This window comes from Xanthomonas sp. NCPPB 3582 (assembly GCF_041475735.2).
In the GTDB taxonomy this organism is placed as follows: Bacteria; Pseudomonadota; Gammaproteobacteria; order Xanthomonadales; family Xanthomonadaceae; genus Xanthomonas; species Xanthomonas codiaei.
Genome location: NZ_CM192968.1, coordinates 1,120,243 through 1,143,861, shown reverse-complemented (window position 1 = coordinate 1,143,861; position 23,619 = coordinate 1,120,243). Strand labels below are relative to the sequence as shown.

Annotated in this window: 21 protein-coding genes; 13 read left to right on the top strand and 8 right to left on the bottom strand. The window is 67.3% G+C overall.

What is annotated here, in order from left to right:
* Positions 1-23: 23 nt before the first annotated feature.
* From gudD to kdgD, 4 genes are all read right to left on the bottom strand, one after another.
* The gene (gudD, locus tag ACCQ05_RS04885) at positions 24-1,379 is read right to left on the bottom strand and encodes a glucarate dehydratase (RefSeq protein ID WP_372393083.1); all 1,356 of its coding nucleotides are present in this window, start codon (positions 1,377-1,379) and stop codon (positions 24-26) included.
* A 19-nt stretch (positions 1,380-1,398) separates the two neighbouring features.
* Positions 1,399-2,793 (bottom strand): MFS transporter, encoded by a 1,395-nt coding sequence (locus ACCQ05_RS04880; protein WP_372393082.1) that lies wholly within the window; start codon positions 2,791-2,793, stop codon positions 1,399-1,401.
* 115 nt (positions 2,794-2,908) lie between these two features.
* Entirely contained in the window at positions 2,909-4,489 is a 1,581-nt protein-coding gene (locus tag ACCQ05_RS04875) for an aldehyde dehydrogenase (NADP(+)) (RefSeq protein WP_372393081.1), read from the bottom strand.
* A complete protein-coding gene (gene kdgD, locus ACCQ05_RS04870) occupies positions 4,489-5,406 on the bottom strand; it encodes a 5-dehydro-4-deoxyglucarate dehydratase (RefSeq protein WP_372393080.1) in 918 nt (305 codons plus the stop codon). Before kdgD ends, ACCQ05_RS04875 begins: the two co-directional genes overlap by 1 nt.
* A gap of 295 nt (positions 5,407-5,701) precedes the next feature.
* On the opposite strand from kdgD, the gene ACCQ05_RS04865 reads away from it, so the two are divergent.
* Positions 5,702-6,571, top strand: a complete 870-nt coding sequence (locus ACCQ05_RS04865) for a LysR family transcriptional regulator (RefSeq protein ID WP_372393079.1) — start codon at positions 5,702-5,704, stop codon at positions 6,569-6,571.
* 420 nt (positions 6,572-6,991) lie between these two features.
* On the opposite strand, the gene ACCQ05_RS04860 is transcribed toward ACCQ05_RS04865, so the two are convergent.
* A complete protein-coding gene (locus ACCQ05_RS04860) occupies positions 6,992-9,163 on the bottom strand; it encodes a RelA/SpoT family protein (protein ID WP_104539982.1) in 2,172 nt (723 codons plus the stop codon).
* 192 nt (positions 9,164-9,355) lie between these two features.
* Here ACCQ05_RS04860 and ACCQ05_RS04855 point away from each other — a divergent pair, with 192 nt between their 5' ends.
* The 9 genes from ACCQ05_RS04855 (at position 9,356) to ACCQ05_RS04815 (ending at position 19,320) form a co-directional block, all read left to right on the top strand.
* Entirely contained in the window at positions 9,356-10,054 is a 699-nt protein-coding gene (locus tag ACCQ05_RS04855) for an HAD family hydrolase (protein ID WP_228963205.1), read from the top strand.
* A gap of 26 nt (positions 10,055-10,080) precedes the next feature.
* Entirely contained in the window at positions 10,081-11,034 is a 954-nt protein-coding gene (locus tag ACCQ05_RS04850; protein ID WP_228963204.1) for a sugar-binding transcriptional regulator, read from the top strand.
* Between the two features lie 184 nt (positions 11,035-11,218).
* Entirely contained in the window at positions 11,219-12,565 is a 1,347-nt protein-coding gene (locus ACCQ05_RS04845) for an ABC transporter substrate-binding protein (protein WP_372393078.1), read from the top strand.
* A gap of 90 nt (positions 12,566-12,655) precedes the next feature.
* A complete protein-coding gene (locus tag ACCQ05_RS04840) occupies positions 12,656-13,954 on the top strand; it encodes a carbohydrate porin (RefSeq protein WP_372393077.1) in 1,299 nt (432 codons plus the stop codon).
* 108 nt (positions 13,955-14,062) lie between these two features.
* The gene (locus ACCQ05_RS04835; protein WP_372393076.1) at positions 14,063-14,932 is read left to right on the top strand and encodes a carbohydrate ABC transporter permease; all 870 of its coding nucleotides are present in this window, start codon (positions 14,063-14,065) and stop codon (positions 14,930-14,932) included.
* A 1-nt stretch (position 14,933) separates the two neighbouring features.
* Positions 14,934-15,764, top strand: coding sequence for a carbohydrate ABC transporter permease (locus ACCQ05_RS04830; protein ID WP_372393075.1), 831 nt, complete (start codon positions 14,934-14,936; stop codon positions 15,762-15,764).
* A 24-nt stretch (positions 15,765-15,788) separates the two neighbouring features.
* The gene (locus tag ACCQ05_RS04825; protein ID WP_372393074.1) at positions 15,789-16,811 is read left to right on the top strand and encodes an ABC transporter ATP-binding protein; all 1,023 of its coding nucleotides are present in this window, start codon (positions 15,789-15,791) and stop codon (positions 16,809-16,811) included.
* Between the two features lie 58 nt (positions 16,812-16,869).
* Entirely contained in the window at positions 16,870-17,643 is a 774-nt protein-coding gene (locus ACCQ05_RS04820) for an SDR family NAD(P)-dependent oxidoreductase (protein ID WP_104539974.1), read from the top strand.
* 3 nt (positions 17,644-17,646) lie between these two features.
* On the top strand, positions 17,647-19,320 hold the full coding sequence (locus ACCQ05_RS04815) for an FGGY-family carbohydrate kinase (RefSeq protein ID WP_372393073.1): 1,674 nt from the start codon (positions 17,647-17,649) through the stop codon (positions 19,318-19,320).
* A 200-nt stretch (positions 19,321-19,520) separates the two neighbouring features.
* On the opposite strand, the gene rpoZ is transcribed toward ACCQ05_RS04815, so the two are convergent.
* The 3 genes from rpoZ to ACCQ05_RS04800 form a co-directional block, all read right to left on the bottom strand.
* The gene (gene rpoZ / locus ACCQ05_RS04810) at positions 19,521-19,820 is read right to left on the bottom strand and encodes a DNA-directed RNA polymerase subunit omega (protein WP_104539972.1); all 300 of its coding nucleotides are present in this window, start codon (positions 19,818-19,820) and stop codon (positions 19,521-19,523) included.
* Between the two features lie 363 nt (positions 19,821-20,183).
* Entirely contained in the window at positions 20,184-20,795 is a 612-nt protein-coding gene (gene gmk / locus ACCQ05_RS04805; protein ID WP_064510492.1) for a guanylate kinase, read from the bottom strand.
* A gap of 145 nt (positions 20,796-20,940) precedes the next feature.
* Positions 20,941-21,801: a YicC/YloC family endoribonuclease gene (locus ACCQ05_RS04800; RefSeq protein WP_228963196.1), complete on the bottom strand. Its 861-nt coding sequence runs from the start codon at positions 21,799-21,801 to the stop codon at positions 20,941-20,943.
* A 105-nt stretch (positions 21,802-21,906) separates the two neighbouring features.
* Between ACCQ05_RS04800 and rph the strand changes: the two genes are divergently transcribed.
* The 3 genes from rph to rdgB are packed head-to-tail and all read left to right on the top strand — an operon-like array spanning position 21,907 to position 23,617.
* Positions 21,907-22,632 carry a ribonuclease PH gene (gene rph / locus ACCQ05_RS04795; protein WP_372393072.1) on the top strand — a complete coding sequence of 242 codons (726 nt, stop codon included), beginning with the start codon at positions 21,907-21,909 and terminating at the stop codon, positions 22,630-22,632.
* On the top strand, positions 22,629-23,021 hold the full coding sequence (locus ACCQ05_RS04790; RefSeq protein ID WP_228963194.1) for a VOC family protein: 393 nt from the start codon (positions 22,629-22,631) through the stop codon (positions 23,019-23,021). Before rph ends, ACCQ05_RS04790 begins: the two co-directional genes overlap by 4 nt.
* Entirely contained in the window at positions 23,018-23,617 is a 600-nt protein-coding gene (gene rdgB, locus ACCQ05_RS04785) for an RdgB/HAM1 family non-canonical purine NTP pyrophosphatase (RefSeq protein WP_372393071.1), read from the top strand. Before ACCQ05_RS04790 ends, rdgB begins: the two co-directional genes overlap by 4 nt.
* The last annotated feature ends 2 nt before the right edge of the window (positions 23,618-23,619 follow it).

The window sequence follows — 23,619 nt, the reverse complement described above, 5'->3', positions numbered from 1 at the left end:
CGGCAGCAGTGCATCGAGGCGCTTCAGCGCACCAGGCAGGGCCGCTTGTTGTCGAAGGTCCAGTTGGGGATCAGCGCCTGCATGGCGGCGGCATCGTCGCGCGCGCCCAGGCTCAGACGCTGGTAGGTGCGATGCGCCGCTTCCAGCGCATCCATGTCCAGCTCCACGCCCAGACCGGGCTTTGCCGGCACCTGGATCTGGCCGCCTTGGATCTGCAGCGGCGTGCGGGTCAGGCGTTGGCCGTCCTGCCAGATCCAGTGCGTATCGATCGCCGTCACCTGCCCCGGTGCGGCGGCGGCCACATGGGTGAACATGGCGAGCGAAATATCGAAATGGTTGTTGGAATGCGAACCCCAGGTCAGGCCCCAGTCGCGGCACAGTTGCGCCACCCGCACCGAGCCTTGCAGCGTCCAGAAATGCGGGTCGGCCAGCGGGATATCCACCGACTGCAGCTGGATGGCGTGGCCCATCTGGCGCCAGTCGGTGGCGATCATGTTGGTGGCCGTCGGCAGGCCGGTGGCGCGACGGAATTCGGCCATGACCTCGCGGCCGGAATAGCCCTGCTCGGCTCCGCACGGGTCCTCGGCATAGGCCATCACGCCATGCATGTCGCGACACAGCGCGATGGCCTGTGCCAGCGACCACGCCCCGTTGGGGTCCAGGGTGATGCGCGCCTGCGGAAAGCGCGCATGCAGCGCATGGATCGCCTCGATCTCGTCCTCGCCGCGCAACACGCCGCCCTTGAGCTTGAAATCGCGGAAACCGTATCTGGCGTAGGCCGCTTCGGCCAGCCGCACCACCGCGGACGGCGTCAGTGCCTCCTGGTCGCGCACGGCCTCCCAGGCATCGGTGGCAGCGCTGCCGTCGCGGTAGTCGAGCCCGGTCTTGCGGCGCTCGCCGATGAAGAACAGGTAGCCCAACACGTCCACCGCATCGCGTTGCTGGCCTTCGCCGAGCAGCGCGGCCACCGGTTGGTCCAGGAACTGCCCGAGCAGGTCCAGCAGTGCCGCTTCGATGGCGGTCACCGCATGGATGGTGATGCGCAGATCGAAGGTCTGCAGGCCGCGTCCGGCGCTGTCGCGGTCGGCGAAGGCGGTGCGCACCTGATTGAGGATGCGCTGGTAGTCGGCGATGGAACGGTCGCGAATCAGCGCGGCCGCCTCGTTCAACAGGCCGGCGATGGCCTCGCCGCCCGGCACCTCGCCCACGCCGGTGCGCCCGGACGAATCGCGCAGCACCAAGACATTGCGGGTGAAGTACGGCGCGTGCGCGCCACTGAGGTTGAGCAGCATGCTGTCCTGGCCGGCCACCGGCACCACGCGGATGTCGGTGATGCGCGGCGTGGCGCCGATGCCTGCAGCAGAAGTATGGATGTTCATCAAGGCTCTCCGAAGACGGTCAACGCGATGCGGGCATGGGCGCGGCCGGGCCACCCGGAGGGGCCTTCAGTTCCACGCGCTTGATTTGCCCGACCACGAACAGATAGGACACCACCGCCAGCAGGGCATTGAACCCGACGAAGACCAGCGCCCACTCGAAGGTGCCGGTGGTGGACACGATGTAGCCAATGACAATTGGCGTGGTGATGCCGGCGATGTTGCCGAAGGTGTTGAACAGGCCACCGGACAGGCCGGCGATTTCCTTGGGCGAGGTATCGGCCACCACTGCCCAGCCCAGGGCCCCGATGCCCTTGCCGAAGAAGGCCAGTGCCATCAGCCCCACGACCATCCATTCGGCCTGCACGTAGTTGCAGCCGATCATCGTCACCGACATCAGCATGCCCACCACAATTGGCGTCTTGCGCGCGGCAGTGAGCGAATACCCGCGCCGCACCATGCGGTCGGACACATAGCCACCCAACACGCCGCCGACGAAGCCGCACACCGCCGGCAACGAGGCCACGAAGCCCGCCTCCAGGATCGACATGCCGCGTTCCTTGACCAGGTACACCGGGAACCAGGTCAGGAAAAAATAGGTCAGCGTGGTGATGCAGTACTGGCCGATATACACGCCCAGCAGCATGCGATTGCACAGCAACTGCTTGGCGTAATGCCACTGCGTGCCCTTGGGCTGGCTGCCGGGCTTGGCGCCCTGCTCCATGTCCACCAGTGCGCCGTTGCGCTGGATGTAGTCCAGCTCCTGCGCACTCAGGCGCGGATGTTCGCGTGGGGCATAGATGGTCTTGCGCCATACCAATGCCAGCAGGATGCCCACCCCGCCCATCACCAGGAACACATGCTCCCAGCCCCAGGCATGCACCAGCCAGCCCATCAGCGGCGCAAACGCCACCGTGGCGAAGTACTGCGCGGAATTGAAGATGGACGCGGCCAGGCCGCGCTCGGCGGTGGGAAACCAGGCCGCCACGATGCGGCTGTTGCCGGGGAACGACGGCGCTTCGGCAATGCCCACCAGAAAGCGCAGCACGAACAGCGTGGTCACCGCCCAGGCCACCGGCACCCAGCCGATGAAGCCCTGCAACGCGGTGAACAGCGACCAGATCAGCAGCGACAGGCCATACACGCGGCGCGACCCGAAGCGATCGAGCAACCAGCCGCCGGGAATCTGCCCGGCCACATAGGCCCAGCCGAACGCGGAGAAGATGAAGCCCATCTGCAGCGCGTCGATGCCCAGTGCATCCTGGACCGCAGAACCGGCGATGGACAAGGTGGCGCGATCGGCATAGTTGATCGTGGTCACCACGAACAGCATCAACAGGATCAGATACCGCCTGCGCGGAACCGTCGGTGCGCCGACTGTCGTTGAACCGACCGTTTTTGAATCGATAGCCATCATCGTTCCTCACCTATGACGATGGAAGCGCACTGCGCTTCGGTATTCCAAATGGGCCTGCGGTTGGCATGCCGGACCCTCCTCCGGCACGCCTCAGGCAACGTTGCGAACGGCTCGGTCAGTCGTGGCCCAAGGCGCCATCCACGCGCCGCCACAGGCCCAGCGGATTGCCATGCGCCACCGCCGCCGGCAGCAGCGCGGCCGGCAGGTCCTGGTAGCAGACCGGGCGAAGGAAACGATCGATCGCCAGCGTGCCCACCGAGGTGCTGCGGCTATCGGAGGTGGCCGGGAACGGGCCGCCGTGCACCATGGCGTGGCAGACCTCCACGCCGGTGGGCCAATCGTTGACCAGGATGCGGCCGGCCTTGCGCTCGAGCACCGGCAGCAATGCCGCCGCCAGCGCGGTGTCGCCCTCGTCCATCTGCAAGGTGGCGGTGAGCTGGCCTTCCAGCGCCTCGCTCAATGCACGCAACTGGGCGATGTCCTTGCAACGCACCAGCAGCGAGGAGGCACCGAACACTTCGGCCTGCAGCGCTTCATCGGCCAGGAAGGCATCGGCATCGGTGCCGAACAACGCCGCCGGGCAACGCCCGGTGTCTGCCGCCGCGCCACGTGCCAGGGTGGCGACCTGCGGATGCGCAGCCAGGCGTTGCACGCCTTGCGCATATGCCTGGCCGATGCCGGCGGTGAGCATCGCCGCCGGCGCCACCTCCTGCAGCGCCTGCGTTGCCGAGGCGATGAAGGCATCCAGCGCTGGCGAATCGATCGCCAGCAGCAGGCCGGGGTTGGTGCAGAACTGTCCCGCGCCCAGGGTGAGCGAGCCCACGAACGCCTTGCCCAGTGCCGGCGCGCGCGCTTGGAGCGCATGCGGCAACAGATAGACCGGGTTGATCGCGCTCATTTCCGCATACACCGGAATCGGCTCGCGGCGTGCAGAGGCGATCTGCATCAAGGCCATGCCGCCGGCACGCGAGCCAGTGAAGCCCACGGCCTTGATGCGTGCATCGGCCACCAGCTGCGCGCCGATCTCGATGCCGGCGTCGAACAGCAGCGAGAACACCCCTTCGGGCAGACCGCACTGCGCCACCGCCGCCTGGATCGCGCGGCCCACCAGCTCGGACGTGCCAGGATGGGCGCCATGCGCTTTCACCACGACCGGGCAACCGGCCGCCAGGGCGGAGGCGGTATCGCCGCCGGCCACCGAGAACGCCAGCGGGAAGTTGCTGGCACCGAACACCGCCACCGGCCCCAGCGCGATATGACGCTGGCGCAGATCCGCACGCGGCAGCGGCGTGCGCTGTGGCATGGCGGGGTCGATGCGCGCCTGCAGCCAGCTGCCTTCGCGCACCACGTTGGCGAACAGCCGCAGCTGGCCCACGGTGCGTGCGCGCTCGCCTTCCAGCCGTGCACGCGGCAGCCCACTCTCGCGCATGGCACGTTCGATCAGCGCATCGCCCAGTGCCAGGATCTGTTCGGCGATGGTCTCCAGAAAGCCGGCGCGCACTTCCAGCGAGGTGTCGCGGTAAGGATCGAACGCCGCGTGCGCCAGCGCGCAGGCCTGCTCCAGGTCCTGTGCGCTGGCCGAGGCGAACACCGGCTGCAGCGCTTGGCCACTGGCCGCATCCAGCCCCTGAAACACCGTACCGGCACCGGGCACGCTGCGCTGGCCGATCAACGATTCACCCTGGATGGCATGCATCAGCGGCGCCCTCCGATCAGTTGCTTGAGCTGGGCGAATTCGTCCTCGGTGAGGTCGGCCAATGGCGTGCGCACCGGGCCGGCCGGGCGGCCCACCGCGCGCATGCCGGCCTTGACGATGGATACCGCATAGCCGGCGCGGCGATTGCGCAGCACCGTGTACGGCAGCACGAAGTCGTTGAGCTCGCGGTAGATGGTGGCGTGGTCGCGCGCGCGCACCGCCGCGTAGAACGCCAGCGCCCACTCGGGGAGGAAGTTGAAGATGGCCGACGAATAGGTGGTGACGCCCATTTCCAGATACGGCAGCGCGAAGGTTTCGGCCGTCGGCAAGCCGCCCACGTACAGCAGCCGGTCGCCCAGCCGCGCATAGATGCGGGTCATGCGATCCACATCGCCGATGCCGTCCTTGTAGCCCACCAGGTTGGGGCAGCGTTCGGCCACGCGCGCCAGGGTTACATCGTCGAGCCTGGCGTTGGCGCGGCCATAGACGATCACGCCCAGCTTGGTCGCCTTGCAGACGCGCTCGACATGCTCGGCCACGCCGTCGGCATCGCACTCGGTCAGGTATGGCGGAAATAGCAGGATGCCGTCGGCGTCGTTGCGTTCGGCGGCCTGCGCCATCTCGATGGCGATCGCGGTGCCGTAGCCGGCCGGCGCAATCACCGGCATGCGCCCGGCGGTCTGGCTCACCGCGGCACGTACGGCGCGGTTGACCTCCTCCAGGCTCAGCGAAAACAGCTCGCCGGTGCCGCCGGCAGCAAACAACCCGGCCGCCGGATGCGAGGACAGCCAGTCCAGGTTGGTGCGATAGGCCGGCTCGTCGAACGCCAGCTCGGCATCGAAATGGGTGACCGGAAACGACAGCAACCCGGCGCCAAGCGCCTGGGCCATTTCGGACGGGGTGTATCTGCTGCTCATCGGACAAACGCTCCTGGGCGGGGGATGGGCTGATCCTAGGAACGCAGATCGTTGCTGGTCCAAACCAAATTACGTATTGTTTGATACACGATTCGAATCAGTCGCTTCATGGATGACGCCAAACCGGCGCAAATGGCTGCTTTGCAACGATTTTCTGTGACCCACGTAATTATGAATGCTCGTGCCCGGTGTCGGTGTCTTGCCGGCGTGCCGCGTATTCATCCGCGCACCGTGCGCCAAGATGTTGCACGTGCAGCATCGAATTCATCCAAATCGCCCGTCGAGAGGCCGCTTCATGTTCGATCTGCCCCAGCTGCGCTGCTTCGTCGCCGTTGCCGACGAGCTCCACTTCCGTCGCGCGGCCGAGCGCCTGAACATGACCCAGCCACCGCTGAGCCGGCAGATCCAGCTGCTCGAGCACAGCGTCGGTACCACCTTGCTGGAGCGCAACAGCCGGCACGTGCGGCTGACCCAGGCCGGGCGCAGCCTGCTGGCCGAGGCGCGCGCGATCCTGCGCATGGCTGAGAACGCGGGCCTGCGTGCACGCCGGATCGGCACCGGCGATGCCGGCAGCGTCTCGGTGGGCTTCACTGCCGGCGCCAGCTATCGCTTCCTGCCCGAGGCCATCGCGCGCTGGCGCAGCGAGGCACCGGATGTGGACCTGCAGCTGAAGGAAATGGTCAGCCTGGCGCAGCTGGATGCGCTGGACGCAGGGCGGCTGGATATCGGCCTGCTGCGCCCGCCGATCCAGCGCCCTGTCCTGCACAGCCGCTGCGTAGCGCGCGAGCCGCTGATCGCCGCGTTGCCCGAGGACGCACCGCTGGCACGTCACGACAGCCTGCGCCTGCAGGATTTCGACGGCCAGCCGCTGGTCAATTACGCGCCCGATGAAGCGCGCTACTTCTACGATCTGCTGGCGCAGCTGTTCGGCAGCCGCGGCATCGCGCCGCGCTCGGTGCAATACGTCAGCCAGATCCATTCGGTGCTGGCGCTGGTGCGCGGTGGCATGGGTATGGCATTGGTGCCCGAAGGCGCCAGCGGCCTGCGCTACGCCGGCATCGTGTACCTGCCGCTGCGCGAGGAGGCGCCGGCCACGCCGGTGGAATTGCATCTGGCGTGGAAGCAGGACAACGACAATCCGGCACTACGCCGGCTGATCACCTGAGTTCTGCGAGCGCGCTGGTCACCCAGGACTGTGCACTGCCACCGTCACGCAGTGATGCGCGCCCAGGGTTTCTGCGTCGGCCTCGGCCGACTCGCGCGCGATCCGGAGTGTCCCCAAAGCGGGTGCAGCGCATGTCTTGCGGTCCAATCGAGACTGCGCCCCGATACGAACGCGGTGCACGACTACGTCGAGTGCTGACTTCACATTGGTTGCGCGCACCCGCAGGGCGCGCAGTTTCTGACGTCGTGAGCACGCGGCGCTTGCAGCGCAACTTACGATGGGCACGGTGCGTCACGCCGGCTGCGTCGTTCGCACTGCAACGCACTGAAGCGATCAACGCACTGCGTTCTCATGGCGCGCGCCGTCGCGCAAGCCGATCCAACCGGCCTGCTGCGGCGCTTGGCAGGGTCGGGCTCCGGCCTACTGCCGCCCCACGCTCTGCACCACATGCAGGCGGCGCAGCCGGCGCATCACTTCGGCCAGATGGCGGCGGTCGCGCACCTGGATGTTGAAGCGCAACACCGCGGCATTGAAATCGCGGTCCAGATAATCCACCCGTTCGATATTGGACTGGCTCTGCGCGATCGCCGCAGCCAGCTGCGCCAGCACGCCGGTGCGGTTTTCCACCTCCACGATCAGCGCAGTGTCGTAGTCGCCGCTGACGTTGGAGTCCCAGTCGATCGGCACCCAGCGCTCGGGCGATTTGCGCAACTCGGCCAGGTTCGGGCAATCCAGCCGGTGCACCACGATACCCTTGCCGGCGGTGTGGTAGCCCATGATCTCGTCGCCGGGAATCGGCTGGCAGCAATTGGCGAAGCTGATCACGCCGCGCTCGCTGCCGTCGATCAGGATCTTTTCGTGCGAATGCTTGGAATGCCCGCCACCGCGCAGTTCGGCGTAGGCCATCAGCGCCTGCGCGGCCTGGGTGGGCATCCAGTTGCCCAGCGCCACGTCGGCCAGCAGCGCTTCCAGGCGCGGGTAGCGATGTTCGGTGAGGAAGGCGTCCAGGCGGCCCTTGGGCAGCCGCTCCAGCGAGGAATCCATCGCTTCCAGCGCGCGGTCGAGCATGCGGTGGCCCAGTTGTACGGCGTCTTCGTGTTCGAGCTGCTTGAGCTGGTGGCGGATCGCCGTGCGCGCCTTGCTGCTGACCACAAATTCCAGCCACTGCGGCTTGGGCGTGGCCGAACGCGCGGTGATGATCTCCACCGCCTGCCCGCTGACCAGCTTGGTGCGCAACGGCACCAGCTTCTTGTCCACGCGCGAGGCCACCGCGCGGTTGCCCACGTCGGTATGCACCGCATAGGCGAAATCCAGCGCGGTGGAATTGCGTGGCAATGCCAGGATCTTGCCCTTGGGCGTGAACAGATAGACCTCGTCCGGGAACAGGTCCACCTTGACGTTGTCCAGGAACTCCAGCGACGAACCGGCGGCGCGTTGCGAATCGATCAGCTCCACGATCCAGTCGTGCGCACGGCTCTGCGCGCTGTTGGGCGCGGCCGAACCCACCTTGTAGGTCCAGTGCGCCGCCACGCCGCGCTCGGCGATCAGGTCCATCTCTTCGGTGCGGATCTGCACCTCGATCGGCGAGCCGTACGGCCCGAACAACACCGTGTGCAAGGACTGATAACCGTTGGCCTTCGGGATCGCGATGAAATCGCGGAAGCGCCCGTCCAGCGGCTTGAAGGTGGCATGCACCGCGCCCAGTGCGTGGTAGCAATCGGCCACCGTGCGCACCACCAGGCGGAAGCCGAACACGTCCATCACCTGGTCGAAGGACTTGTTCTCTTCGTGCATCTTCGAATAGATGCTCCACGGCGTCTTGATGCGGCTGACCAGACGGTGCTCCAGCCCTTCCTTGGCCAGCCGCTGGCTCAGTTGCACCTCCACCTGCGCCATCGATTCGCGCCGCACCACCGGCTGGCTGCGGATATGTTTTTCGATGATGGCGTGACGCCAGGGATACAACGCGCGGAAGCCCAGGTTCTGCAGCTCGGACTTGATCAGGCTCATGCCCAGGCGCTGGGCGATGGGCGCGTAGATCTCCAGCGTCTCACGCGCGATGCGGCCGCGCGCCTCGGTGCTCTGCGCGCCCAGCGTGCGCATGTTGTGCAGGCGGTCGGCCAGCTTGATCATGATCACGCGCAGGTCGCGCGACATCGCCAGCAGCATCTTGCGGAAGCTTTCGGCAGCCGCTTCCTGGCGGTCGCGGAACTTGAGCTTGTCCAGCTTGGTGACGCCATCGACCAGCTCGGCCACCGCTTCGCCGAATTCGGAGGCCAGCTCTTCGCGCGTCAGCGGCGTGTCTTCGATGGTGTCGTGCAGGATCGCGGCGATCAGCGATTCCATATCCAGGCCCAGCTCGGCCAGCACACCGGCCACGGCCACCGGGTGAGTGATGTAGGGCTCGCCGGATTTGCGGGTCTGGCCCGCATGCGCGGTGGCGCCCACTTCCCAGGCGCGGCGCAGGATCGGCAGCTGCTCCTTGGGCAGGTAGCTGGCAGCGCGCTCGAAGTGCAGGACGTAGTCGGGAATCGCCGGGTCGGAGGACGGGGTCGTCGCCACGCTCGCCTGGGCAGTGGGGCCTGGGTTCATGGCGGAAGACTATGCCAGTGGCCGGTTTGCGGCAATGCGGCACGTGAACGCGCAAGCATGCCGGAGGCAAGGGCGCGGGCTGCCGGGGCGAGGCACGGCACCGAACCGCCACCCTGCGCTATTGCCCATTCCATGCAACATTTGCCCGGACGCTATACTCCAGGACCGTTGCCCGTGGCGAGACGCCGACCGATGCACGCCCGACCTGGCCTGATCATCTTCGACTGCGACGGCGTGCTGGTCGACAGCGAACCGCTGGCCTGCGCGGTGCTGGCGCAGACGCTGCGACGGCATGGCGTGGACATGGACGCCACTGCGGTCAAGCAGCGCTTTCTCGGGCGTCGCCTGGCCAGCGTACGTGCGCATGCCCAGACGCTGGGCATCGCCTTGCCCGACACCTTCGAGGCCGATCTCAACACCGAACTGCTGGCGCGCCTGCGCAGCGAACTGCAGCCGGTTCCCGGCGTGGCCGCGCTGCTGCAGGCGCTGGACCGGCCGCTGTGCGTGGCCTCGTCCAGTCATCTGGAACGGGTCCGGCTGTGCCTGCAGGTCACCGGACTGGCGCGTTACTTCGGCCCGCACCTGTACACCGCCGAGCGCGTGGCGCAGGGCAAGCCGGCGCCGGACCTGTTCCTGTTCGCCGCCGACGGCATGCAGGTCGCGCCCGGCAACTGCCTGGTGATCGAAGACAGCCCCAGCGGCCTGCAGGCGGCCCGCGCGGCCGGCATGCAGGGCTGGGGATTCAGCGGTGGCAGCCACCACGGCGCGACAGCCGATGCCAGCGCGTCGCTGGCCGCCGCCGGCGCGGTGCGCGTGTTCGACAGCATGGCGGCCGTGTCCGCTGCGCTGGATGCCGCCGGCTGCGTACGCCCGGGCACTGCGTTAGGCTGAGACGTCCACGCGTCCACATGTGAAAGATGGCCAACTCCGACAGCGACACCACGCGACTCGACGCCGCTGCCCGTGCCGGCTGGCTGTACTACATCGCAGGCAACACCCAGGACGAAATCGCCCGCAAGCTCAAGGTCTCGCGGGCCACCGCGCAGCGGCTGGTGTCGTTGTGCCTGAGCCAGCGCCTGATCACCTTTCGCCTGGAACACCCGATCGCCGCCTGCATGGATCTGGCCGCGCAGCTGCAGGATCGCTTCGGCATCGGCTATTGCGAAGTGGCGCCCACCGATCCGGCCGATCCGGGCCTGGTCACCGGCGTGGCCGAGCGTGCGGCCGCATTGCTGGAATCCACGCTGCGCAGCGACACCCCGAGCATCATCGGCATCGGCACCGGCCGCTCGATGCGCGCGGCGGTGGAACGGATTCCGGCGATGCAGACCCGCAATCACCAGCTGGTGTCGCTGGTCGGCAATATCTCCCCGGACGGCTCGGCGAGCCCGTTCGATGCGGTGGCGCGCCTGGCCGACCTGACCGGCGCCCAGCACTACCCGATGCCGCTGCCGGTGTTCCTGTCCTCGCAGACCGAGCGCAAGAGCTTGCTGGGCATCGAGGTGGTGCGCAGGGTCCGCGCGATCGCCGACAAGGCCGATCTGCGCCTGGTCGGCGTCGGCCAGCTCGACCAGACCGCTCCGCTGCATGTGGACGGATTCATCAGCCGCACCGAACTGCTGGAACTGATCCGCCTGGGCGCCGTGGGCGAGGTCATCGGCTGGGCGATCAATGCCGATGGCGAGATCATCGAGGGCGGCAGCAACCTGCGCCTGACCAGCGTGCCGCACAGCGTGCCGTCGCGCAGCCTGACCATCGGCGTGGCCGCGGGCACGGTCAAGGTGGGGCCGATCAAGGCCGCCCTGAAGGGCCGCATCCTCAATGGCCTGATCACCGACGAGCACACGGCCAAGGCCTTGCTCGCCAGCTGAGGCACGCCCTCGCGCAGCGGCGCAAGACGGTTCATTCGTGAGGTTTTCATCCGGCTGCGGGCGCCCTGGCGTGCGCGGCGATGCTGCGTTGCACGATCGAAAGTGCTTTACAGCGTGCCGACAGCGTGGGCATATGCGCATCACACGGGCATTTGCTCAAGCAACCTCGACCCGAGGCACCGGTATGAACACTTCGATCAAGTTGCTGACCTGCGTGGGACTGAGCACCGCACTGGCCGGTTGCGGTGGTGGCGGCCAACAGGATGGCGATGCGGCGGCCAGGCAGGACACGCTGGTGATCGCCACCGTCAACAACGGCGACATGATCCGCATGCAGAAGCTCACCGCCGACTTCACCGCCAGGCATCCGGACATCAAGCTGGAGTGGGTGACGCTGGAGGAAAACGTGCTGCGCCAGCGCGTGACCACCGACATCGCCACCCAGGGCGGGCAATTCGATGTGCTGACCATCGGCACCTACGAGGTGCCGATCTGGGCCGAGCGCGGTTGGCTCAAGCCGCTGAGCTTCGACGCCGACTACGACGTGGACGACCTGATGCCGCAGATCCGCGATGCGGTCAGCGACAAGGGCAAGCTGTACGCAGCGCCGTTCTACGCCGAAGGCTCGATGCTGATGTATCGCACCGACCTGCTGCAGAAGGCCGGCCTGCAGATGCCGGCGCAGCCGTCGTGGAGTTTCGTGGCCGATGCCGCGCGCAAGCTCACCGACAAGCAGAACGGCGTGTATGGCATCTGCCTGCGCGGCAAGGCTGGCTGGGGCGAGAACATGGCCTTGATCAGCGCGATGGGCAATGCCTTCGGTGCGCGCTGGTTCGACGAGCAGTGGAAGCCGCAGTTCGACCAGCCGGAATGGAAGGCCGCGTTGCAGACCTACGTGGATGTCATGCAGCAGGCCGGCCCGCCCGGCGCGGCCTCCAACGGCTTCAACGAGAATCTGGCGCTGTTCAACGCCGGCAAGTGCGCCATGTGGGTGGATGCCACGGTGGCGGCCTCTTTCATCAGCAACCCGAGCGAATCCAAGGTGGCCGACAAGGTCGGCTTCGCGCCTGCGCCCGATGCCGGCAAGGGCAAGACTACCGGCTGGCTGTGGGCCTGGAATCTGGCGATCCCGGCCAGTTCCAGGAAGGCAGACAAGGCGCAGGCCTTCATCGCCTGGGCTACCGGCAAGCACTACATCGACCTGGTCGCCGCCAAGGACGGTTGGGTCAACGTACCACCGGGCACGCGTCAATCGCTGTATGCCAACTCCGAGTATCTGAAGGCCGCGCCGTTCGCCAAGCCGACCCTGGCCGCCATCCAGGGCGCCGACACCCATCACCCCGCGGTCAAGCCGGTGCCCTATGTCGGCGTGCAGTACGTGGCCATCCCGGAATTCCAGTCGATCGGCACCACGGTCGGCCAGCAGTTCTCTGCGGCGCTCACCGGCTCGGTCAGCGTGGACGACGCGCTGAAGAACGCCCAGGCCAGCACCGAGCGCGAAATGCTGCGCGCCGGCTACCCGAAGAAGTAACGCCTACCTTTCCGTGCGGTACGCCGCACGGCCTGGATCCCGCTGCACGCTCGGCGCAGGCGCGCCGGGCCTCATCACGCGAGGCACTCGATGAAGATCAGGCACACTCTTGCTGCGCTGCCGGCCATTGCCGCCAGCCTGCTCTGCGCCCCCGCGCAGGCCGCCGATGCATTCGACCCGGGCAAGCATATCGGCGGCGACTGGGGCGGGGCGCGCAGCGCACTGGCCGAACAGGGCGTGGAATTCAAGCTGGCCCATTTCAGCCAGACCGCGCACAACCTCGCCGGCGGGGAACGCGAGACCACCGCCTACGCCGATCAATTCTTTCTGGGCGGCTACGGCGACCTGGACAGGCTCTGGGGCTGGACCGGCGCCGATTTCAAACTGGAGATCACCAACCGCAATGGCGATCTGATCAACACCAAGGCCGGCATTCCCACCCTGTTGCAGGCACAGCAGATCTTCGGCCGCGGCCCGGTCACGCGCCTGACCCAGTTCTCGCTGACCCAGCGCCTGCTCGACGACCGCCTGTCGCTGAAGGCCGGCCGCATCTACCCCAGCGCGGACTTCTTCGCGTTGAACTGCAACTTCCAGCACCTGAGCTTCTGCAGCGGCGGCTCGTCCAACACCATCAGCAACAACTGGTATGGCGACCCGCTCAGTGCCTGGGGCGGCGTGCTCACCTTCAGCCCGGACAAGCGCTGGTTATTCCGCGTCGGCGGCTACGATGCCAACCCGCAGAACCGCTCCACCGACCAGGGCCTGAAACTGCGCACCGCAGGCGACGACCACGGCACGCTGATGGTGGCCGAGGTGGAATTCAAACCCGACTACGGCAATGGCATCGATGGCGATTACCGCATCGGCGCGGTGCGCAACAGCAACGATCAACCCCGGGTCTACAACCAGATCGGCCTGCCCACCAGCCTGAGCGCCAGCCCGGCCACCTTGCAGGACACCGATCGCGCGTTCTACGCCAACCTCGAACAGCAACTCACCAGCAACGGGGAAGGCGGCGGCCTGCGCATCTTCGCCAGCCTCATCGATGCCGACGACGAGGTCAGCACGGTGGGCCAGGTGGTGGCGCTCGGCGCGTTCTGGAAGGGCGTGTTTCCCACACGGCCGAACGACCGCATCGGCCTGGCATTCGGCCGCAATGCGCTCAGCGACCGCTTGCGCAGCGCCCAGCGTGCCTACAACCAGCGCCTGCCGAGCGGCGCGGGCGCGATCGAGGTGCAGCGCTACGAGTATCCGATCGAACTCAATTACAACCTTGCCGTGAGCCGCGGCATCGAGATCATGCCCAGCGTGCAGTACATCCGGCATCCCGGCGGGCGCGATGTCGATCACGCCACCCTGCTCGGCCTGCAGGTCAGCCTGAACTTCTAGTCGCGCAGCGCCGGCTGCCGCCTGCGCACGCGCAGCGGGCCAAGTCGTTCCCATAACCATCGCGCACTGTCATCCGCAACCTTCGCCGCCCCTGCAACGGACCTTCCGATGGCCACGCAGCAAACCCAACGCCTCGCCCGCTTCCTGATCGCGCCGTCGATCCTGTTGTTGCTGGCGTGGATGATCGTGCCGCTGGCGATGACCGTGTGGTTCTCCACGCTGCATTACGACCTGCTCAACCCGGACAAGACCTTCGTCGGGCTGGGCAACTTCCGCTACTTCCTCAGCAACCCTGCCTTCTTCTCCTCGCTCGGCAACACCTTGCTGCTGGTCGGCTCGGTGCTGGCGATCACTGCCGGATGCGGCGTGCCGATCGCCTTGCTGCTCGACCAGGCGTTCGTGGGCCGGCGCATCGTGCGCCTGTTGCTGATCGCCCCCTTCTTCGTGATGCCCACGGTCAGTGCGCTGATCTGGAAGAACCTGCTGATGCATCCGGTGTCCGGCTTGCTGGCCTGGCTATGGCAATCGCTGGGGCTGACGCCGATCGACTGGTTCACCCAATACCCGATGCTGTCGATCATCCTGATCGTGGCCTGGCAGTGGCTGCCGTTCTCGGTGCTGATCCTGTTGACCGCGCTGCAATCGCTGGACGAGGAACAGCAGGAAGCGGCGTTGATGGATGGTGCCGGTGTATTCGACCGCTTCTTCCATCTCACCCTGCCGCATCTTGCGCGCCCGCTGACCATCGTGGTGCTGATCGAAACCATCTTCCTGCTGACGGTGTTCGTGGAGATCTACGTCACCACCGGCGGCGGCCCGGGCATGCAGACCACCAACCTGGCCTACCTGATCTATTCGCAGGCGCTGCTGCAGTACGACGTCGGCGCCGCCTCCGCCGGCGGCCTGATCGCGGTAGTGCTGGCCAACCTGGCGGCGATCTTCCTGGTCCGCATCGTCGGCAAGAACCTGGAGACCTGAGATGGCCCGTCGCGCGCCCGCCATGCAAGTGCTTGCCACCACCCTCGCCGCCTGGGTGGTGGGTGGGGTGATGTTCTTCCCGATCCTGTGGATGCTGCTGACCAGCTTCAAGAGCGAGATCGACGCATTCTCCACTCCGCCCAGTTTCCTGTTCTTCCACTGGACGCTGGAAAACTACGCCGCCGTACAGGCCCGCAGCGATTACCTCGCGCATGCGTGGAATTCGGTGGTGGTGGCACTGGGCTCCACGTTGATCGCGCTGGCGATCGCCATCCCCGCGGCCTGGTCGATGGCCTTCGCACCGACCCGGCGCACCCGCAGCATCCTGCTGTGGATGCTGTCGACCAAGATGCTGCCGCCGGTGGGCGTGCTGGTGCCGATCTACCTGCTGTACCGCGACTGGGGCCTGCTGGATACCCAACTCGGCCTGGTGATCGTGCTGTGCCTGGGCAACCTGCCGATCATGGTGTGGATGCTGTTCAACTACTTCAAGGACATCCCCAGGGACATCCTGGAAGCGGCGCGCATGGACGGCGCCACCATCGGCAAGGAGATCCTCTACATCCTGGCGCCGATGGCACTGCCCGGCATCGCCTCCTCGCTGCTGCTCAACGTGATCCTGGCCTGGAACGAGGCGTTCTGGTCGCTGAATCTGTCCTCGTCCAAGGCCGCGCCGTTGACCGCCTTCATCGCGTCCTATTCGAGCCCGGAAGGCCTGTTCTGGGCCAAGTTGTCGGCTGCCTCGACCATGGCGATCGCACCGATCCTGGTGCTGGGCTGGTTCTGCCAGAAGCAACTGGTGCGCGGGCTGACCTTCGGCGCCGTGAAATAACTCACTCAACGCAACAGGTGGTTCATGGGACGCATCACGCTGCAAGCTGTCAGCAAATCCTTCGGCGACACGCAGGTCATCCACGGCGCGGACCTGGAGATCGACGACGGCAAGTTCGTGGTCTTCGTCGGCCCGTCCGGTTGCGGCAAGACCACCTTGTTGCGGCTGATCGCCGGTCTGGAAGACGTCAGCGGCGGGCGCATCCTGATCGATGGCGACGATGTCACCAAGCTGCCGCCGGCCCGGCGCGGGCTGTCGATGGTGTTCCAGTCGTATGCGCTGTATCCGCACATGAGCGTGCGCAAGAACATCGCCTTCGGGCTGAAGATGGCGCGCGTGCCCAAGGCCGAGATCGAGCGGCGCGTGGCGCAGGCCGCCACGGTGCTCAACCTCACCGACTATCTGGACCGCAGGCCCGGCCAGTTGTCCGGCGGCCAGCGCCAGCGCGTGGCGATCGGCCGCGCCATCGTGCGCGAACCCAAGGGCTTTTTGTTCGACGAACCGCTGTCCAACCTGGATGCCGCCTTGCGCGTGCAGATGCGCCTGGAAGTCACCCGCCTGCAGAAACACCTCAGGACCACCGCGGTCTACGTCACCCACGATCAGGTCGAGGCGATGACCATGGCCGACGAGATCGTGGTGCTGCAGGCTGGGCGTATCGAGCAGGTCGGCACGCCGCTGGAACTCTACGAGCGCCCGGCCAATGTCTTCGTGGCCGGCTTCATCGGCTCCCCACGCATGAACCTGCTGCAGGGCGAGGTGGCCGCGCGCCATGGCGCGGTCACGCTCGGCGTGCGTCCGGAACATATCGCCGTGCACCGCGGCAGCACTGCGGCCGCTGCCGGCGGCGAAGCCTGGCAGGGCAGCGTGCTCCAGGCCGAACACCTGGGCAGCGACACCTTCGTCTATGTGGAGATCCCCGGCGTGGGCACCGTGGATGCGCGCTGTACCGGCGACCTGCGCGTTGCCGTGGGCGACACCGTCACCTTGCTGCCCGACCCGCAGCACCTGCATCGCTTCGACGCCGGCCAGCAGGCCATGCGCTGAGCGCTGCAGCGTTCACCCGTTCACTCCCCCACGTGCAAGACCCAGCAGGAGACATGCGATGTATCTGGACAAGTTCAAACTCGATGGCCGCGTGGCGGTCGTCACCGGCGGCGGCCGCGCGATCGGCCTGGCCATCTGCGATGCGCTGGCCGAAGCCGGCGCCCAGGTGGTGATTGCCGACCACGACATCGCCGTGGCCGAGCAAGGTCTGGCCACCCTGCGCAGCAAGGGCCTGGAGGCGGAGATCGTGCAGATGGACGTCACCGATTCGGCGCGCGTGACCCAGGTGGCCGACGAACTGCACGCCAGGTTCGGCAAGGTCGACATCCTGGTCAACAACGCCGGCATCGCGCGCAGCCAGACCCCGGCCGAAACCGTCACCGACGAGCACTGGCTCAATGTCATCGACGTCAATCTCAACGGCACCTTCTGGTGCTGCCGCGCCTTCGGCAAGCACATGCTGGACGGCGGCGACGGCGCCATCGTCAATGTCGGTTCGATGTCCGGCTTCATCGTCAACAAGCCGCAGGCGCAGGCGTACTACAACGCCTCCAAGGCGGCGGTGCACCATCTGACCAAATCGCTGGCCGCCGAATGGGGCAACCGCGGCGTGCGCGTCAACGCGGTGGCGCCGACCTATATCGCCACGCCCTTGAACGCCTTCGTCAAGGAAGACCCGGCGATGTACGCCGCCTGGATCGGCGGCACGCCGATGGGGCGACTGGGCGAAGTGGAAGAAATCGCCTCGGTCGCATTGTTCCTGGCCTCCCCCGCCGCCAGCCTGATGACCGGCAGTATCGTGCTGGCCGACGGCGGCTATACCTGCTGGTAGGCCATGTCTTCGACCAACACTGCCGTGTTCATCGGCGTGGACGTGGGCACCGGCAGTGCACGCGCCGGGCTGTTCGACGCGCGCGGCCGCCTGCTCGGCAGCGCGCGCCATCCCATCCAGACCTGGTATTTGCCCGGCGATATGGTCGAGCAATCGTCCGCGGACATCTGGCAGGCCTGCGTGCAGGCGATCCGCGCGGCGCTGGCGCAGGCCGGCGTGGATGTTGCGCGGGTGGCCGGGATTGGCTTCGACGCCACCTGTTCGCTGGTCGCGGTCGCCGCCGACGGCGGGCCGGTGTGCATCAGCCCCGGCGGCCAGGCCGAGCGCGATGTGATCGTGTGGATGGACCATCGCGCCGTCGCTCAGGCCGACCACATCAATGCCACCGGCGACCCGGTACTGCGCTATGTCGGTGGGCAGATTTCGCCGGAAATGCAGATACCCAAGCTGCTCTGGCTCAAGCAGCATCTGCCCGACAGCTATGCGCGCGCCGCGCACCTGTTCGACCTGGCCGACTGGCTGAGCTGGCGTGCCACCGGCAGCACCGACCGCTCGCTGTGCACGGTCACCTGCAAGTGGACCTACGTGCAGCATAGCGGCGGCTGGAGCCCGGCCTTCTTCGAACGCATCGGCCTGGCCGAGTTGCTCGTCAAGGACGCTGCACGGATCGGCCACCGGATCGTTGCACCGGGCGCCGCACTGGGCCAGGGGCTGACGCCCACGGCGGCCGACGAACTGGGTCTGCAGGCCGGGATCGCGGTGGGTGCGGCCCTGATCGATGCGCATGCCGGCGCCGTCGGCACCCTCGCCAGCCCCGCCGCGGACGGCCAGCCGGTGCCGCTCACCGCACGCGCGGCCTACATCCTGGGCACCTCCGCCTGCGTGCTGGTGAGCACGCAGGCCGCGTGCTTCACGCCCGGTGTCTGGGGACCGTATGACTCTGCGCTGGTGCCGGGGCTATGGCTCAACGAGGGTGGGCAATCGGCCGCCGGCGTGGCGATCGACACCCTGATCCGCTCGCATCCGGGCTATGCCGATGCCAGCGCGCAGGCCACCGCGGCCGGGCTGGATGTCCTGCAATGGCTGGAGCAACGCATCCTGGCGCAGGTACGGACGCCCTCGCACGCCGCCCTGCGTGCGCACGCGCTGCACGTGCTGCCGGACTACCTGGGCAACCGCTCGCCCGCCGCCGACCCCAGCGCCCGGGCGGTCATCGTCGGGCTCGGCATCGACCACGATCTCGATGGCCTGGAGGCGCTGTATGTCGCGGGTATCTGCGGACTGGGTTACGGGCTGGCCGACATCCTCGACGCGCTGCGCGGGCAAGGCGTGTGCATGGACAGCGTGATCATGAGCGGTGGGGCAAGCCACAGCCGGCTGGTGCGCCAGCTGATGGCCGATGCCTGCGGCATCCGGATGGACGTGGCCGCCACGGCCGAACCGGTACTGCTGGGCAGCGCGATGCTGGCGGCGGTGGCCAGCGGTGCGTACCCCGACCTGCCGGCAGCGATGGCGGCAATGAGCGCACCCGGCGCCGGCACCGTGCCGACGCCGGCAGACATCGCCCGTTTCCACGTTGCAAAACGCCGCGGCTACACCGCCATGCAGGCGCTGGAGCGCTCGCTGCGTCACGAGATGGCGCAGGCGATGCCCCAGCGCATCACGACGGGTGTCTGACAGCGCGGGTGCGGCCGTCCACTGTGGCCGGGCCGCGTAGCGAAAGCTGCATGTCCGTCGCGGCCCGTGGCCTGCACGATTGGCGACCTGTAGACACGCTAGCCCCAATCCGCCGCCCGGAACGCAAACAGCCCGCACGAGGCGGGCCGCTTGCAGATCGCTTGCCGGCCGCGCGAGGCGCGTCGGCATCCCGCAACCACTCAGTCGTCGTTCTTGGACATGTCTTCGTCGGCGACCACTTCGGCGGCGGCCCATTCCAGCGCTTCGCGCTCGGCACGCTCGCGTTCGGCCTTCTCGACTTCGTCGATCAGCGCGTTGTCGATCCGGCGGGCAGCGATCTCGCGCAGCGCCATCACGGTGGGCTTGTCACCGGCGTCGGCGTTCTCGATCAGCGGCTGCACGCCGTTGGCGAGCTGACGGGCGCGCTTGGAGGCCATCATGACCAGCTCGAAACGGTTGTTCACGACTTCCAGGCAATCTTCTACGGTAATGCGGGCCATGCGGGCTCCCGGCGACCGGCAACGGCCGCGCATCGAATGAGGGAAAGGGGGCGGAGTGTACGCCTGCCCTGCGGGCCGGGCAACCGGTGGCCATTCAGTTTCCTTTGGAATCAGCGACTTGAGCCGCGACACCCGGACACCCCCGACCTTTCGGTGCGCAGAACGACCGGTCGCGTTCCGCCTTGGCCCCGCGCTCGTGCGCTCCAGCCATCCGATCCGGGCAACACACGGATCCATCGCCATCGGGCAAGGAGCGACACGAAGGCGCCGCGGATTCGAGGCAACAAGACGTCACGAACCATGCACCTTCGCACTGCTGCAAGACCGCGTTCGCGACTGCGCGCGCTGCCTGGCCGATTATGGTTAATCCAGCAAGGCCTGGATCAGCTGCGCATGCCGCTGCTGTTGCGCCTGCCGGCGCAAGCGGCTGGCGGTGAAGATGGCGCACATCTCCGACACAGCGGTGTCGAAGGTTTCGTTGATGATGACGTAGTCGAACTCTTCGAAATGCAGCATCTCTTCGCGCGCGGCGGCCAGGCGCTGCGCCATCACGTCCTCGCTGTCCTGGCCGCGCTTGCGCATGCGCTCGTCCAGCGCCTGGCGCGACGGCGGCAGGATGAACACGCTCACCGCATCGGGCACCTTCTGCCGCACCTGGCGCGCACCCTGCCAGTCGATCTCCAGCAACACGTCGTGGCCGGCGGCCAGCTGCGGCTCCACCGACTGCCGCGCGGTGCCCTTCCAGTCGCCATGCACCAGCGCGTACTCGAAGAAGTCGCCGGCTTCGATCATGCCCTGGAACTCGTCGGCGGAGACGAAATGGTAGTGCTCGGCATGCCGCTCGCCCGGCCGCGGCGCGCGCGAGGTGAACGAGATCGACAAGGCGATCTTCGGGTCGCGTGCCAGGGTGGCGTTGACGATGCTGCTCTTGCCGGCGCCCGAGGGGGCCGCAACGATATAGAGAGTGCCGCGCATAGGATCAGGGATTCGGAATTGGGGAGTCGGGATTCGCGAACGGACTGCGGACCGGTACCACCGGGGTCGACATGCTACCGGGATTGGGCGCAGCCCGCAGACATCGGGAACCGGCAACTGCCCCATCCCGAATCCCGAATCCCGGCTACTCGATGTTCTGCACCTGCTCGCGAATCTGGTCGATCAGTACCTTCAGATCCACCGCGGCGTTGGAGGTGCGGCTGTCCACCGACTTGGAGCCGAGCGTATTGGCCTCGCGGTTGAATTCCTGCAGCAGGAAATCCAGGCGGCGGCCCACCGGTTCGCGCTGCTTGAGCACGCGGCGGATCTCGCCGATATGGCTGGACAGCCGGTCCAGTTCCTCGTCCACATCGAGCTTCTGCAGCCACAGCACCAGTTCCTGCTCGGCGCGGCCCGGGTCCACCGGATGCGGCAGGTCGGCCAGGCGTGCGGCCAGCTTGGCGCGCTGGCCTTCGCGGATCACCGGGATCAGGCTGCGCACTTCGGCGGCGATGCGCTCGATCGCATCCACCCGCTCGCCGATTGCCTCGGCCAGCTTGGCGCCTTCGCGCTCGCGCGCAGCCACGAAACTGTCCACCACCTCGTCCAGCAAGGCCAGCGCCTGTGCCTGCAGGGCCGGCGCATCCACGTCCTGCACCTGCAGCACGCCGGGCAGTTGCAGCAGTTCGGTGAAGCCCACCTGCAGCTTGGGGAAGCTCGCGTCCAGCCGCATGGCCAGCGCGCCCAGTTCCTGCAGCAGCGCCTCGTTCACCGCCAGGGTCTGCGCGTTGTCCGGCGCGCGCAGGCGCAGCGTCAGGTCCAGCTTGCCGCGGCTGTTCCTGGCCGCCACGCGCTCGCGCAGCAACGGCTCCAGCGCACGCAATTCCTCCGGCAGGCGCGTGCCCACTTCCAGAAAGCGGTGGTTGACCGAGCGCAGCTCGCAGCCGAGCGTGCCCCAGGGCGTGATGCGTTCGCCGCCGGCAAACGCGGTCATGCTTCGGATCATCGTCAATCCCGTTCCATCAAAGCGCGAATGGTACCCTAGCCGCCCGCGCTGGCTGACCGCCCCGCCACGCGCCGACCGACCACCTCCCGACTTCCGGACTCACGCATGACCTTTTCCCGTCCCAGCGGCCGCATGGCCGATCAGCTGCGCCCGGTGCGCATCGAACGCGCCTTCACCCGCCATGCCGAAGGCTCGGTGCTGGTGAGCTTCGGCGACACCCGCGTGCTGTGCACCGCCAGCGTGGAAAACCGCGTGCCGAACTTCCTGCGCGGCAAGGGCGAAGGCTGGGTCACCGCCGAATACGGCATGCTGCCGCGCTCCACCCACACCCGCTCCGACCGCGAAGCCGCACGCGGCAAGCAGGGTGGGCGCACGCTGGAAATCCAGCGTCTGATCGGCCGCGCACTGCGCGCCTGCGTGGATCGCAATGCCCTGGGCGAGCGCACCATCACCCTGGACTGCGACGTGCTGCAGGCCGATGGCGGCACCCGCACCGCGGCCATCACCGGCGCCTACGTGGCGCTGGCCGACGCGGTGAATCTGCTGCTCAAGCGTGGCGACATCAAGAAGCATCCGCTGATCGGCGCGGTGGCAGCGGTGTCGGTGGGCATCTACCGCGGCGAGCCGGTGCTGGACCTGGATTACCCGGAAGACAGCGACTGCGACACCGACATGAACGTGGTGATGAACGACGGCGGCGGCTTCATCGAGCTGCAGGGCACGGCAGAGGGCCATGCCTTCCGCCGCGAAGAACTCAATGCGCTGCTGACGCTGGCTGAAAAAGGCATGGGCGAACTGTTCGCGCTGCAACGCGCCGCGCTGGCCGCATGAAGCGGCGTATCGCCCTGACCACGCTGCTGGTCGCCGACTACGACGCGGCCATTGCCTGGTACACCGGCGCACTGGGCTTCCAGGTGCTGCAAGACCGTGCACTGGGCGAGGGCAAGCGCTGGGTGGTGATCGGCCCTGGCGGCGCAGACGAGGCCGCCCTGCTGCTCGCGCAACCGGCCGATGCCGCACAACAGGCGCGTATCGGCGACCAGACCGGCGGGCGGGTGGATCATTTCCTCTACACCGACGACTTCTGGCGCGACCACGCGGCGATGCAGGCATTTGGTGTGGAATTTCTGGAAACCCCGCGCGAGGAACCGTACGGCACGGTCGTGGTGTTCCGCGACCTGTACGGCACCCGGTGGGATCTGCTGGAGCCCAAGCAATGAAACAACTGGTATTGGCCAGCGGCAACGCCGGCAAGCTGGAAGAACTGCGCGCCATGCTGGCCGGCCTGCCGCTGCAGATCGTGGCGCAAGGCGAGCTGGGCGTGGAGGATGTACCGGAAACCGGCCTGACCTTCGTCGAGAACGCCTTGATCAAGGCCCGCCACGCCAGCGCAGTGACCGGCCTGCCGGCACTGGCCGACGACTCGGGCCTGATCGTCGATGCCCTGGGCGGCGCGCCCGGCCTGTACAGCGCGCGCTATGCCGGCAGCCCGACCGACGCACAGGCCAACAACGCCAAATTGCTCGAGGCGATGCGCGCGGTGCCGGCCGAGCGCCGCAGCGCGCGTTTCTATGCGGTGATCGTGCTGCTGCGCCATCCGGAAGACCCGCAGCCGCTGATCGCCGAAGGCAGCTGGGAAGGGACGATCACCACCGAACCGCGCGGCGACGGTGGCTTCGGCTACAACCCGGTGTTCCTGGACCCGGTGCATGGCCTGACTGCCGCAGAAATGGACAGCGATCTGAAGAACCGCCTGAGCCATCGCGCAGTGGCGCTGGCCACGCTGCAGCACAAGCTACGCGCGCTGGCGCTGTGACC

Excerpts from the sequence above, each read along its gene's own strand:
- ACCQ05_RS04800 (WP_228963196.1), bottom strand. The coding sequence starts at position 21,801 with ATGATCCGAAGCATGACCGCGTTTGCCGGCGGCGAACGCATCACGCCC.
- ACCQ05_RS04845 (WP_372393078.1), top strand. The coding sequence starts at position 11,219 with ATGAACACTTCGATCAAGTTGCTGACCTGCGTGGGACTGAGCACCGCA.
- gmk (WP_064510492.1), bottom strand. The coding sequence starts at position 20,795 with ATGCGCGGCACTCTCTATATCGTTGCGGCCCCCTCGGGCGCCGGCAAG.
- ACCQ05_RS04880 (WP_372393082.1), bottom strand. The coding sequence starts at position 2,793 with ATGATGGCTATCGATTCAAAAACGGTCGGTTCAACGACAGTCGGCGCA.
- ACCQ05_RS04840 (WP_372393077.1), top strand. The coding sequence starts at position 12,656 with ATGAAGATCAGGCACACTCTTGCTGCGCTGCCGGCCATTGCCGCCAGC.
- ACCQ05_RS04875 (WP_372393081.1), bottom strand. The coding sequence starts at position 4,489 with ATGCATGCCATCCAGGGTGAATCGTTGATCGGCCAGCGCAGCGTGCCC.
- ACCQ05_RS04790 (WP_228963194.1), top strand. The coding sequence starts at position 22,629 with ATGAAGCGGCGTATCGCCCTGACCACGCTGCTGGTCGCCGACTACGAC.
- ACCQ05_RS04855 (WP_228963205.1), top strand. The coding sequence starts at position 9,356 with ATGCACGCCCGACCTGGCCTGATCATCTTCGACTGCGACGGCGTGCTG.
- ACCQ05_RS04860 (WP_104539982.1), bottom strand. The coding sequence starts at position 9,163 with ATGAACCCAGGCCCCACTGCCCAGGCGAGCGTGGCGACGACCCCGTCC.
- rph (WP_372393072.1), top strand. The coding sequence starts at position 21,907 with ATGACCTTTTCCCGTCCCAGCGGCCGCATGGCCGATCAGCTGCGCCCG.
- gudD (WP_372393083.1), bottom strand. The coding sequence starts at position 1,379 with ATGAACATCCATACTTCTGCTGCAGGCATCGGCGCCACGCCGCGCATC.
- ACCQ05_RS04825 (WP_372393074.1), top strand. The coding sequence starts at position 15,789 with ATGGGACGCATCACGCTGCAAGCTGTCAGCAAATCCTTCGGCGACACG.
- ACCQ05_RS04850 (WP_228963204.1), top strand. The coding sequence starts at position 10,081 with ATGGCCAACTCCGACAGCGACACCACGCGACTCGACGCCGCTGCCCGT.
- ACCQ05_RS04815 (WP_372393073.1), top strand. The coding sequence starts at position 17,647 with ATGTCTTCGACCAACACTGCCGTGTTCATCGGCGTGGACGTGGGCACC.
- ACCQ05_RS04820 (WP_104539974.1), top strand. The coding sequence starts at position 16,870 with ATGTATCTGGACAAGTTCAAACTCGATGGCCGCGTGGCGGTCGTCACC.
- rdgB (WP_372393071.1), top strand. The coding sequence starts at position 23,018 with ATGAAACAACTGGTATTGGCCAGCGGCAACGCCGGCAAGCTGGAAGAA.
- rpoZ (WP_104539972.1), bottom strand. The coding sequence starts at position 19,820 with ATGGCCCGCATTACCGTAGAAGATTGCCTGGAAGTCGTGAACAACCGT.
- kdgD (WP_372393080.1), bottom strand. The coding sequence starts at position 5,406 with ATGAGCAGCAGATACACCCCGTCCGAAATGGCCCAGGCGCTTGGCGCC.
- ACCQ05_RS04835 (WP_372393076.1), top strand. The coding sequence starts at position 14,063 with ATGGCCACGCAGCAAACCCAACGCCTCGCCCGCTTCCTGATCGCGCCG.
- ACCQ05_RS04865 (WP_372393079.1), top strand. The coding sequence starts at position 5,702 with ATGTTCGATCTGCCCCAGCTGCGCTGCTTCGTCGCCGTTGCCGACGAG.
- ACCQ05_RS04830 (WP_372393075.1), top strand. The coding sequence starts at position 14,934 with ATGGCCCGTCGCGCGCCCGCCATGCAAGTGCTTGCCACCACCCTCGCC.